The sequence below is a fragment of the Limnohabitans lacus genome, assembly GCF_030053395.1.
In the GTDB taxonomy this organism is placed as follows: Bacteria; Pseudomonadota; Gammaproteobacteria; order Burkholderiales; family Burkholderiaceae_C; genus Limnohabitans_A; species Limnohabitans_A lacus.
The window spans coordinates 165,640-176,579 of the sequence record NZ_JASGBH010000008.1 but is presented as its reverse complement, the minus strand read 5'-3'; the positions used below and the strand labels follow the sequence as shown (position 1 = coordinate 176,579).

At 59.4% G+C, this 10,940-nt stretch carries 9 protein-coding genes and 1 riboswitch; of the genes, 7 read left to right on the top strand and 2 right to left on the bottom strand.

What is annotated here, in order from left to right:
• The first annotated feature begins 106 nt into the window (after positions 1-106).
• The 5 genes from QLQ16_RS12005 (at position 107) to QLQ16_RS11985 (ending at position 6,813) form a co-directional block, all read left to right on the top strand.
• Positions 107-982 carry a hypothetical protein gene (locus tag QLQ16_RS12005; RefSeq protein WP_283224908.1) on the top strand — a complete coding sequence of 292 codons (876 nt, stop codon included), beginning with the start codon at positions 107-109 and terminating at the stop codon, positions 980-982.
• A gap of 156 nt (positions 983-1,138) precedes the next feature.
• A complete protein-coding gene (locus tag QLQ16_RS12000) occupies positions 1,139-2,260 on the top strand; it encodes an XRE family transcriptional regulator (protein ID WP_283224907.1) in 1,122 nt (373 codons plus the stop codon).
• Entirely contained in the window at positions 2,257-2,859 is a 603-nt protein-coding gene (locus tag QLQ16_RS11995; protein ID WP_283224906.1) for a hypothetical protein, read from the top strand. Before QLQ16_RS12000 ends, QLQ16_RS11995 begins: the two co-directional genes overlap by 4 nt.
• Before the next feature lie 17 nt (positions 2,860-2,876).
• A riboswitch (S-adenosyl-L-homocysteine riboswitch) is annotated at positions 2,877-2,975 on the top strand.
• Positions 2,976-3,030: 55 nt separating this feature from the next.
• The gene (metH, locus tag QLQ16_RS11990) at positions 3,031-5,736 is read left to right on the top strand and encodes a methionine synthase (RefSeq protein ID WP_283224905.1); all 2,706 of its coding nucleotides are present in this window, start codon (positions 3,031-3,033) and stop codon (positions 5,734-5,736) included.
• Positions 5,737-5,742: 6 nt separating this feature from the next.
• Complete coding sequence (locus QLQ16_RS11985) at positions 5,743-6,813, top strand: DUF6352 family protein (protein WP_283224904.1); 1,071 nt, start codon at positions 5,743-5,745, stop codon at positions 6,811-6,813.
• Positions 6,814-6,821: 8 nt separating this feature from the next.
• On the opposite strand, the gene QLQ16_RS11980 is transcribed toward QLQ16_RS11985, so the two are convergent.
• Both QLQ16_RS11980 and QLQ16_RS11975 read right to left on the bottom strand, forming a co-directional pair.
• Positions 6,822-8,045 carry an MFS transporter gene (locus QLQ16_RS11980; RefSeq protein WP_283224903.1) on the bottom strand — a complete coding sequence of 408 codons (1,224 nt, stop codon included), beginning with the start codon at positions 8,043-8,045 and terminating at the stop codon, positions 6,822-6,824.
• A 35-nt stretch (positions 8,046-8,080) separates the two neighbouring features.
• Positions 8,081-9,613 carry a YifB family Mg chelatase-like AAA ATPase gene (locus tag QLQ16_RS11975; protein ID WP_283224902.1) on the bottom strand — a complete coding sequence of 511 codons (1,533 nt, stop codon included), beginning with the start codon at positions 9,611-9,613 and terminating at the stop codon, positions 8,081-8,083.
• 197 nt (positions 9,614-9,810) lie between these two features.
• Between QLQ16_RS11975 and QLQ16_RS11970 the strand changes: the two genes are divergently transcribed.
• Both QLQ16_RS11970 and QLQ16_RS11965 read left to right on the top strand, forming a co-directional pair.
• Positions 9,811-10,566, top strand: a complete 756-nt coding sequence (locus QLQ16_RS11970) for a TorF family putative porin (RefSeq protein WP_283224901.1) — start codon at positions 9,811-9,813, stop codon at positions 10,564-10,566.
• Between the two features lie 28 nt (positions 10,567-10,594).
• Positions 10,595-10,933 (top strand): P-II family nitrogen regulator, encoded by a 339-nt coding sequence (locus QLQ16_RS11965; protein WP_283224900.1) that lies wholly within the window; start codon positions 10,595-10,597, stop codon positions 10,931-10,933.
• Positions 10,934-10,940 lie beyond the last annotated feature (7 nt).

Sequence of the window (10,940 nt, the reverse complement as noted above, 5' to 3'; positions counted from 1 at the left end):
AGCCGGAACATGCGTCCTGCCCACAGGTGCCGACGGTGTCGGCGTTGAGACCCTGTCCCCGATCAATTCAGGTGGGGGAGTTTGAGGTGGCCATAAGTGGGGGAATTTGGGTGGCCATCAGGGAGCGCTTGCTGCATTTGCACAAATTGCGCAGCTTTTGGGTTTATCTGCCGAGCTGGAGTCCAGTGCATATCGCGAGGGCGGTCTGCGTGAAGTCTGGCGTTTTCTAGGTAACAACGACAAGCAACTGACCTTTCTTGCATTGGTAGTGACATTGGTATTTTCAAGAATTCCGGTAAGTGATCCGGAAATGGATGCGCTGAACAAAGAGGTTCAGAAGTTGACGATTGAAGAGAAACGGTTAGCCATACAAAAGTTAAAGCGCGAAATCGGCACTGGTGATATCAAAGATAAGTCTGTCAGTGATGTTGCGAGCTTGGTTGATGGTGATGTGAAAGTGGTGACCCGCAGGTCCAATTTTTATCGGCAACTTTTGGGATACGACAAGGTAACGGCGTTGAGCCTGGGCGACATCCCCGAAGGCGCAGATCACCCCCTCATTGAGCATCGGGTGGAAAGAAGTGCCTTTCAGAAATTTGTCTTGCTAACTGACAAGCTGCCCCTGGAGGTGGTTGACCCTGCACAGCTAGAAATCATTGCGCCGGTATTGAAAGAAGGGAAGTACCAATGGAAGGGCGCGTACCTCGGTGAACGCATCACCTTTGCCATGGGGGATGAAGCATTCAAGTCGGATGTTTTGACAGGAAAAGTGAGTTTTCAACACGGGAGCACTATTGAGTGCGTACTGAATATTCACCGAAAAGTGGATGAAATTGGTGAAGCTGTTATCACAGGCTACACAGTAACGACAGTGCTGTCGAAATCAGACGGCGGACTCGGGCAAGAGACTCTCCAAGGCAAACGGCATCGCTTTGGGAAACGGCAATCTGAAGGGCAAGGGAAGTTGTTTGGGCAGCCTTAATGTGGCGTCACCCCGAGCAAGCCGGTTACTTTGTACGGGTGATGTGGCCCCACACTTCACACCCCATCAACGAAGGCGGCTTTGGAATTGAAATTTCCGTGAGTAAAAGTTGATTAAAGTTGATTTATCGCGTTTGTGATGCATAATTCCCCGCCTATGCACAAAGTTATCCACAGCGAAAACATCAAGCAATCACTGCAAGCGCGTGGGTGGAAGCAAAAAGACCTGGCCGAAGCGCTGGGGGTCACGGCGCAGTCGGTGACCAACTGGCTCAAGGGCTCAGACTTTCCCCGCCCCGACAAATTGCTCAAACTGGCCACCACCTTGCAGCTGGGTTTTGACAAGCTGGTCAAAACCCACACGGTCGGCCAGCCTGTGGTCGCGTTCCGCAAAAAAGCAGGGGCCAAGACCACAGATGCCCACATTGACAAAGCCATGGTGATGGGCGCCTTGCTCAAGGCATTGGTGCCTTTCTTGCCTCCCATGCCTGCCTTGCGACTGCAATTGACGGCACCCAGCACCGATTACGAGCCTTTGCAGGCGGTGGTCAGCCAAGTCCGTGCACGTTTGGGTTTGGGTGAAGAGGCCGCTGTGGCGTATCACGACCTGATTGGTGAATTTGGGGCCAATGGCGCAGTGGTCGCCCCCGTGCTGTGGGGCCAAAAACAGAACCACAAAAACGCATTGCATATCTTGTTGCCACAAGAGAATGTCACGTTCATCTTTTTGAACCTCGACACCCATCAGGAAGACTTCAAGTTCTGGATGGCGCACGAGCTGGCGCATGTGTACACGCCGGACTTAGCAGGCAAAGAGGCTGGCGAAGACTTCGCCGATGCCTTTGCCGGTGCTTTGCTGTTCCCTCGGGCGGTGGCAAGCAAGACTTATGGACACGCCGGGACAGGCAACAAGACGACCGAGGCCAAGGTGTTGACGGAGCAAGCCAAGGCATACGGGATTTCTGTGTTTAGTGTGTTTTCTGAAGTGAACCGCTATGCCCATTCCCAGGATTTGCCGCCACTGCGCCACACGGCTGAGCAAATCCATCAGATGCGCCAGATTCAGCGTGGCAAAACCATGAGCGAAGAGTTGTTTGCACCCGTGCCAGCAGAGCCCGGGGCATACATCGCTGCAACGAAGAACACCTTCAAGAGTGCGTTTTTCGAGTCGTTGCAGAAGATGATTAAAAAGAAAGAAACAGGGACGGGCTATATCCAACAGGTGATGGACATACCCATGCAAGACGCGATAGCACTGCATGGGGAGTTGGTCGATTGACGACGCTTGTCCTGCTCGACACCAATACTTACCTTCGGCTGGCCAAGCGAGTCAGGCCCTTTGTTGGGTTGAAGTTCGGGCAGGTGCCGTATGTACTGACCATCCTCAAAGTCACCGAAGACGAGGTGCACCGCAACCCGCATCTGCAGTTTCGCAATCCGTGGTTTGACCAGACCGAGCATGCGCAGGAGCGGATAGCCAAACAGGTCAGACTGACCGCGTCTGAAAAGGCGCAAGTTGAAGCCGCGCAAAGCGTCTTGTTGGGTTGGGCTCGGATGGATTTGGACAGATTCACTTCTTCTGGGCGGTCACCACCAGGGGAAGCTGATTGCTGGTTGCTGGCGTTTGGTCAAGTCAAGCTTGCTGTTGTTGTGACCGATGACTTGGGCATGCACGAGTTGGTGAAGGATTTTCCAGACATCAAGGTCTGGCATGGCTTCGAGTTGTTGGCCAAACTTCGGACGGCCAAGGTGGTGGATGACGCATTGATTCGTGCCATTTACGAGGCGCTGGAAGCGAATGGCGATATGACCCGGACTTGGGTGGATGCCAAGCACACGACATTCAAGAGAGTCTTTGGTTCAGGGCCGAAGGCATGAACGGTTAAAATCCTGACCTTCCCAAGGAGCGTTGCAGCCCGCCGCCTTTCAGGCGCCGCAGGTCAGGCTTGGGGCCTTCAATTCCTGATTGTTTTGCACAACGACGCTCACCTGTAGCCCCAAGGTGAGTCTGTGTCTGTTGTCGCGTCTGAAATCCTGTCTGTTCCCCCCATGAAGTTGTCCGGTCTGGAGCCTGTCTCCATCGGCAGCGGTTCGCTGTTCGTCAACGTAGGCGAGCGCACCAACGTGACCGGCTCCAAGGCCTTTGCCCGCATGATCCTGAACGGCGAGTACGAGCAGGCTTTGGCCGTGGCGCGTCAGCAGGTCGAAAACGGTGCGCAGGTCATCGACGTGAACATGGACGAAGCCATGCTCGACAGCCAAGCGGCCATGGTGCGGTTTTTGAACCTGATGGCCGGTGAGCCCGACATCGCCCGCGTGCCGGTGATGGTGGATTCGAGCAAATGGACCGTGATCGAAGCCGGTCTGCGCTGCATCCAGGGCAAGGGTATCGTCAACTCGATCAGCATGAAAGAGGGCTTGGAAGAGTTCAAGCGCCAGGCCAAGCTGGTCAAGCGCTACGGCGCAGCGGCTGTGGTGATGGCGTTTGATGAAAAAGGCCAAGCCGACACTTACGAGCGCAAGATCGAGATTTGTGAACGCGCTTACCGTGTGCTGGTGGATGAGGTCGGCTTCCCGCCCGAAGACATCATTTTTGACCCGAACATTTTTGCGATCGCCACCGGCATCGAAGAGCACAACAACTACGCGGTGGACTTCATCGAGGCCACGCGCTGGATCAAGCAGAACCTGCCGGGCGCCAAGGTGTCGGGCGGCGTGTCCAACGTGAGTTTTTCATTCCGCGGCAACGACCCGGTGCGCGAAGCCATCCACACCGTGTTCCTGTACCACGCGATCCAAGCGGGCATGGACATGGGCATTGTGAACGCGGGCATGGTCGGCGTGTACGACGATCTGGAGCCCACGCTGCGCGAGCGCGTCGAAGACGTGGTGCTGAACCGCCGCCCTGATGCGGGCGAGCGTTTGGTCGAAGTGGCCGACAGCGCCAAGGGCGCGGCCAAAGACGAGAGCACCAAACTGGCTTGGCGTGGCACACCCGATGCGCCTGTGGGCGTGGCGCAGCGTTTGAGTCATTCGCTGGTGCATGGCATCACCGACTTCATCAGCGACGACACCGAAGAGGCCTACCGCGAGATTTTGGCCAAGGGCGGTCGCCCGCTGCATGTGATCGAAGGCCCGCTGATGGACGGCATGAACGTGGTCGGTGACCTGTTCGGCCAGGGCAAGATGTTCTTGCCGCAAGTGGTCAAGAGCGCCCGCGTGATGAAGCAAGCCGTGGCGCATTTGCTGCCCTACATCGAGGCCGAAAAGCTGGCCAAGGAAGCGGCAGGCGAAGACGTGAAAGCCAAGGGCAAGATCGTGATCGCCACCGTCAAAGGCGATGTGCACGACATTGGCAAGAACATCGTCACCGTGGTCTTGCAGTGCAACAACTTTGAAGTGGTGAACATGGGCGTGATGGTTCCCTGCCATGAAATTTTGGCCAAGGCCAAAGAAGAAAACGCCGACATCATTGGCCTGTCGGGCTTGATCACGCCCAGCTTGGAAGAGATGCAGTACGTGGCGGCCGAGATGGAAAAAGACCCGTACTTCCGCGACCGCCAAATGCCGCTGCTCATTGGCGGCGCCACCTGCAGCCGCGTGCACACCGCCGTGAAAATCGCGCCCAACTACAGTGGCCCCGTGGTCTATGTGCCCGATGCCTCGCGCAGCGTGGGTGTGGCGCAAGGCTTGTTGTCTGAGCAAGCGGCCAAATTCATCGCCGACTTGAACGCCGATTACGACAAGGTGCGCGAGCAGCACGCCAACAAAAAGCAAACCCCCATGTGGACGCTGGCCCAGGCCCGCGCCAACAAGACGCCGATCGACTGGTCACAAGGCGTGCCCTCTGCACCCAAGTTCATTGGCCGCCGCGTGTTCAAAAATTACGACCTGGCCGAGATCGCGCAATACATCGACTGGGGCCCCTTCTTTCAGACCTGGGACTTGGCCGGGCCTTTCCCTGCGATCCTCGACGACGAGGTGGTGGGCGAGCAGGCGCGCAAAGTCTATGCCGATGGCCAGGCCATGCTGCAAAAAATCATCGACGGGCGCTGGGTCACGGCCAACGCCGTGCTGGGCCTGTACCCGGCCAACAGCGTGAATGACGACGACATCGCGCTCTACACCGATGTATCGCGCAGCCAAGTCGCCATGACCTGGCGCGGCTTGCGTCAGCAGACCGAGAAACACCTGATCGATGGTGTCATGCGCCCCAGCCGTTGCCTGGCCGACTTTGTCGCGCCCACAGGCCAAGACCATGTCGGCGTGTTCGCCGTCACGGCAGGCATCGGTGCTGACAAACGCGCCGCTGCTTTTGAAGCCGCGCACGACGATTACAGCGCCATCATGCTCAAGTCACTGGCCGACCGCTTGGCCGAAGCGCTGGCCGAGTGCCTGCACAAAAAAGTGCGCACCGACCTGTGGGGTTACGCCGCCGCTGAAGCGCTGAGCAACGAAGAACTGATTGCCGAAAAATACCAAGGCATTCGCCCCGCGCCCGGCTACCCGGCCTGCCCCGACCACAGCGCCAAACAAGCCATGTTCGATTTGCTGCAATGCCAAGACATTGGCATGGGCCTGACCGAAAGCCTGGCCATGACGCCTGCGGCCAGCGTGAGCGGTTTCTACATCGCCCACCCCGAGGCGCAGTATTTCAACGTCGGCAAAGTCGGTGACGACCAGGTGAAAGACCTCGCGCAGCGCAGCGGCGTGCAAGTCAAAGACCTGCAGCGCTTGCTGGCCCCCAACTTGTAAAACACCATGCGCAACTTCTGGACGGCCTGCGGGCACCAACACCTGACGCGCAACGAGCGGGGTTGGTTGGTGCCGAGCCCAGACTATTGGCGGCTTTGGCTGCAGCGTCCCGAAATGGCGCTGGTGCCCGAATCGTGCCGCGAAGAAGAGCGATTGCACAAGGCGCTGCTCGAGACGCCCCTGATGCAGGTCGCGCCGGCCAAGCTGCAGGCCTTCAAGGACGACGACGCCCGCGAAAACTACGAGTTGTTCTTGCGCTTTCGGGACGACGTCGAGCGTGCGGGCTCGCTGGAATCGGCCTACATGGGTTGGATTCAGAGCGGCAACATCCAGCTGCCCCCGCTGTTCATCGATGTGGTGGTGCAAGCCATCGTCAGTCACCTGTTGACGGACGCCGACGATGCCTGGGTTTGGCGTGCGGCCGAGTTGTTGTTCAGGCGCCAGCGCATCACGCTCGAAGGCGGCCGCGTGTTGGCGGGCGACAGCGACACGCTCGACGCCTTGCAGGCCACGGGCGGTTTGGGCGAGATGGGGCGCCTGTTGATCGAAGGCGGTGCGCCGCTCAAGGCGGTGGATGTGAAGGTGCTGCACCCCGACAACGCCGAGCGTTATTTCGCGCAGCGCGAAGGCCTGGGCCGCTACGCTTTCATGCTTGATTTGACGCACGAGTTGCACAACGAATTGCCGCACGGTTTGATCCTGAGCATGGTCAATGCACGTTCAGGCCTCAAGTCACTGTCCATCGTTTTGGCGCGGTGGGTGCAACACTTTTTGGGCGTGGCAGTCAGCATTGAACCGGTGCAAAAAGTTGACGACCCGGCCTGGCGCTGGCATGTGGGGCTGGATGTGACCGCGACCGCTTTGCTCAACGACCTGTACCAGGGCATCGAGCTGGACGCCAAGCGCCAGCAGCAACTCATCAGCCTGTTCAAGCTGCGCTTTGACAACCCGCAAGACATGCGCGCCGATGTGCAGGGCAAGCCCGTCTATCTGGGCTTGGCCATGAACGCACAGGGCCTGCTCAAACTCAAACCGCAAAATCTCTTGCTCAATTTGCCTTTGGCATCGCAGGTTTAAGGGGTCGGTCAGCGACGCGCTTTCAGGGCGTGGCGCTGCGCGGCCCACAATGCCGCCGAACCCAGCAGGCTGGCCAGCAGCAACCACCACAGCGCCAGCGTGTAACCGTTTTCGGGTGACCACAGCAAGCCGAGCACCAAAGGCGCTGCGGCGCGGGCCAGCGCAATGGGCAAGCCCAGCAAGCCATTGAGCTGGCCCACATGGGCTTGGCTCACGTACTGCGCCATGGCCGTGCCTTTGACGATGGTGTTCATGCCATTGCCCAGGCCGTACAGCACCACAAACACCAGCGAAGCCACGGGGTTGAAGCCGCCGATCAACAGCGCCATCAGGCTCATGGGGATCAGCGTGGGGATCCAGCGGTTGGCGGTGTGCACATCCCAATAACGCTCGAAGACAAACAGCACCAAGCGACCCACCACCTGGATCACGCCAATGGCCGCCGGGATGGCGATCACCCAAGCGGGGGGCAAATGTGCCTCTTGCAGCAATGCGATCATGTGGGCGGGCAGCGCAGAGGTCACCGCCATCATGAAGATGGAAAACGCGGCCAGCAGCCAAAAGGGCGCTTGGCGCAAATGGGCGCGCACAGAGGGCGTGTCGGCGTGCGTGCTGTGTAGGCCAGTTGCTTTTTTCGGGGCATCTTGCAGCAGCCAGGCATGCAGTGGGGCGCACACCAGCAGCTGCAAAGCTGCCAGGGCCCACAAGGCTTGGCGCCAACCCCACAGCTCAATCCACCAGCTCGCCAGCGGGATGAACACCGTGCTGGCCAGTCCGCCCAAAAAGGTCAAGGTGATGATGGCGCGGCGAAAGTCCTGCGCAAAGCGCCGTGTGACGACGGCAAACACCGGCGTGTAAAGCGTGGCCGAAAGCCCCAGGCCCAACCACACCCACACGGCGTAATAAGCGGCCACCGACTGCACTTGGCTGTGCGCCAGCAGGCCCAAGCCCACCCAGACCGAGCCCAGGGTCATGACCTTGCGCTCATGGCCTCGGTCGATCCAGCGGCCCACCAGATAGGCCATCAAACCCTCGGCCAGCAAGGCCAGGCTGAAGGCCAGCGACGACTCGGCCCGCCCCATGCCCAGCTCGACTTCCAGGGGCGTCATGAGCAAAGAGAAGGTGTAGAACACGCTGCCCCAGGTGATGAGCTGGGGCAGCGACAGCCAAACACTGAAAGAACCCAAAGCCGATGGTGCTGATAAGAAGTGGCGGGTCCGTGTGCTGTGCATCGCCCCATTATCCGAAGGCCTGGGGCCCCGGGCTGTCACTGTTCTTTCAGCACCCGCCGGTATTGCACCGCTTCGGCCACGTGGGCAGGCTCAATGGTTGGGCTGCCCGCCAGGTCGGCGATGGTGCGGGCCACCTTCAGGCTGCGGTGCGTGCTGCGGCCGCTCCATCCCAACTTGGTGGCGGCTTTTTGCAGCAAGGCCGCAGCGCCTTCGCTCAGATGGGCCTCTGCATCGATGGCTTGGCCTTGCAAGGCGGCGTTGGCGCAGCCTTGTCGGGCCTGTGCCCGCTGTCGTGCCACCAGACTGCGGGCGGCGATCTCTGAAGTGCTTTCGCCCGGTGGTGCGTTCAGCAAGTCTTGCGCGGGCAGGCTGGGCACTTCAATGTGCAGGTCGATGCGGTCGAGCAGCGGCCCACTGAGCTTGCCCTGATAGCGGCTGACCTGGTCGGGTGAGCAGCGGCAAGCCCGTGTGGCGCTGCCCAAATAGCCGCAAGGGCAGGGGTTCATGGCCGCGATCAGCTGAAAGCGCGCCGGGAACTCGGCCCGTCTGGCTGCCCGTGCGATGGTGATGGTGCCGGTCTCCAGCGGTTCGCGCAGCGCTTCAAGGGCTGCACGGGGGAATTCTGGCAACTCGTCCAGAAACAGCACCCCGTGGTGCGCCAGCGAAATCTCGCCCGGGCGTGGCGGCGAGCCGCCACCCACCAAGGCCACCGCGCTGGCCGAGTGGTGCGGCTGGCCGGTGGGCCTTTGCGCCCAACGCGAAAGATCAAAGCGGCCCGCCAGGCTGGCCAATGCCGCCGCCTCCAGTGCGTCTTCGACCGACATGGGCGGCAGCAAACCGGCAAAGCGCTGCGCCAGCATCGACTTGCCCGAGCCGGGCGGCCCGACCATCAGCAGCGAATGGCCGCCCGCAGCGGCGATCTCCAGCACCCGTTTGACCCCGGCTTGCCCCTTCACGTCGGCCAGGTCGGCATAGCGGGGCGCGTCTGCTGGCGCTTGTGCGCTCAAGCGGGTCCAGCCCTCGCCGGGCTCGGGCGGCGGCTCGGTAGAGGGCGGTAAAAACTGTTGCACCACGTCCAGCAAGTGCTGGGCGCGAAAGACTTCCGCATCGGGCACCAGGGCGGCCTCTTCGGCGCTGCCCGGCGGCAGCACCAAGCGGGTGAGCACCTGCTGCTGGCGCAGGGCCAGGCTCATGGCCAAAGCCCCGCGCACCGGGCGCAGCTCGCCCGACAAAGAGAGTTCACCGGCAAATTCGTGTCCAGACAGCTTGCTGGCATCGACCTGCCCACTGGCCGCCAAAATGCCCAGCGCAATGGGCAAGTCCAAGCGGCCCGAGTCCTTGGGCAGATCGGCCGGGGCCAGATTCACGGTGATGCGTTTGTTGTGCGGGAAATCCAGCCCGCTGTTTTGCAAGGCCGAGCGCACCCGCTCGCGGGCCTCTTTGACCTCCACATCGGCCAGCCCCACCAAAGTGAAGCTGGGCAGGCCGTTGGCCAGATGCACCTCGACGGTGACCGCAGGCGCCTGCAGTCCGACCAATGCACGGCTGTGCACCAAAGAAAGACTCATTTTTCCTCCCTGCCCCATGTTGGTGCATGGTTTGTGTGCGTGCACGCTGACGTGGCGTGCGCATCTTGTTTCAATGCCATTCAAGCATGCGCAGAGCGGCAAAGCACTGGGAAATGCCCCAATCACAGGCCTATCGCAGGCTGGCACGGTCTGTGCTTGACAGGTACGTCCTCAACAACTTTTCACCGGAGTCCACTATGAAAAAAATCCTCGTTCCTTCCCTGATCGCATTGGCTGTCAGCTCTTTGGCTTCCGTGGCCCAAGCCCAAACCGCCCCTGAAAGCACTTTGTCTTACAACGTGGGTGTGGTGACCGACTACCGTTACCGTGGTATTTCACAGTCGCGTTTGAACCCTGCAGTGCAAGGCGGCGTGGACTACGCTGACAAGAGCGGTTTCTATGTGGGTGCTTGGGGTTCTTCCATCAAGTGGATCAAGGATGCAGGTGCTTCTGCTGGTTCTGTGGAAATTGACTTGTACGGTGGCTATAAAGGCACGGCTGGCGATGTTGCTTACGACGTGGGGTTCTTGCGTTACGAATATTCAGGTAACAAATTGGCAGGCGTTAACGGTGCAGTGAATGCCAACACTAATGAAGTGTACGGTGCAGCTACATATGGCTTGTTCACAGCCAAGTATTCCCATGCGATTTCCGACTTGTTTGGTAACGCCAATAGTAAGAACAGCTATTACCTCGATCTGAGCGCTGCGCTGGACCTGGGTGAAGGCTACAGCCTGACCCCTCACGTTGGTCGTCAGACTGTCAAGAATACGCCCTCGCTTTCATACAACGACTTTTCCCTGACTTTGGGTAAAGATTTGGGTAACGGCTTGTCTGCTTCAGCCGCTGTTGTTGATACCACTGCAGACAAAACCTTGACTGCATTTCAGACACCTGCAGGTAAGTTCACTGGCAAAACCGGCGTCGTTCTGGGTTTGAAGTACAGCTTCTGATTTCCCTCATTTCAAACAAGGAGCCATCATGAAACTGGTGACCGCCATCATCAAACCCTTCAAGCTGGACGAAGTGCGTGAAGCACTTTCGGGCATCGGCGTGCAGGGCATCACCGTGACCGAAGTCAAAGGCTTTGGTCGTCAAAAAGGCCACACCGAGCTGTACCGCGGCGCGGAATACGTGGTGGACTTTTTGCCCAAGGTGAAAGTCGAAGCCGCCGTGGACGACGCCATTGTCGAACGCGTGATCGAAGCCATCGAATCCGGTGCCCGCACCGGCAAGATCGGCGACGGCAAGATTTTTGTGTATGACCTCGAGCAAGTGGTTCGCATCCGCACCGGTGAAACCGGCGGCGAAGCCCTTTGATCGACCA